The following is a 234-nucleotide window of genomic DNA, read 5'->3' on the forward strand; positions in this document are numbered from 1 at the left end:
GCGGGTTGCTCAGGCCCCAGATATCACGCGTGAAGATATCGGCGCGGAAGGCGAACGCCGCGATCACCACGAAAATCAGCAACGGCACCACCTTGGCCACGGTGGTCACCTGGTTGATGAACGCCGCTTCCTTGATGCCGCGCAGCACCAGGAAGTGCACCGCCCACAGCAGCACCGACGCGCCGATGATGGCGGCAGGGGTGTTGCCTTCGCCGAAGATCGGGAAGAAGTAGC

General features: G+C 63.2%; 1 protein-coding gene. It reads right to left on the reverse strand.

Translation table 11 applies throughout. The features are described from left to right. On the reverse strand, positions 1–234 hold a 234-nt coding region (locus J5M58_RS27700), incomplete at both ends, for an amino acid permease (protein ID WP_207880746.1).

This window comes from Pseudomonas sp. 32_A (assembly GCF_017490905.1).
GTDB lineage: Bacteria > Pseudomonadota > Gammaproteobacteria > Pseudomonadales > Pseudomonadaceae > Aquipseudomonas > Aquipseudomonas inefficax.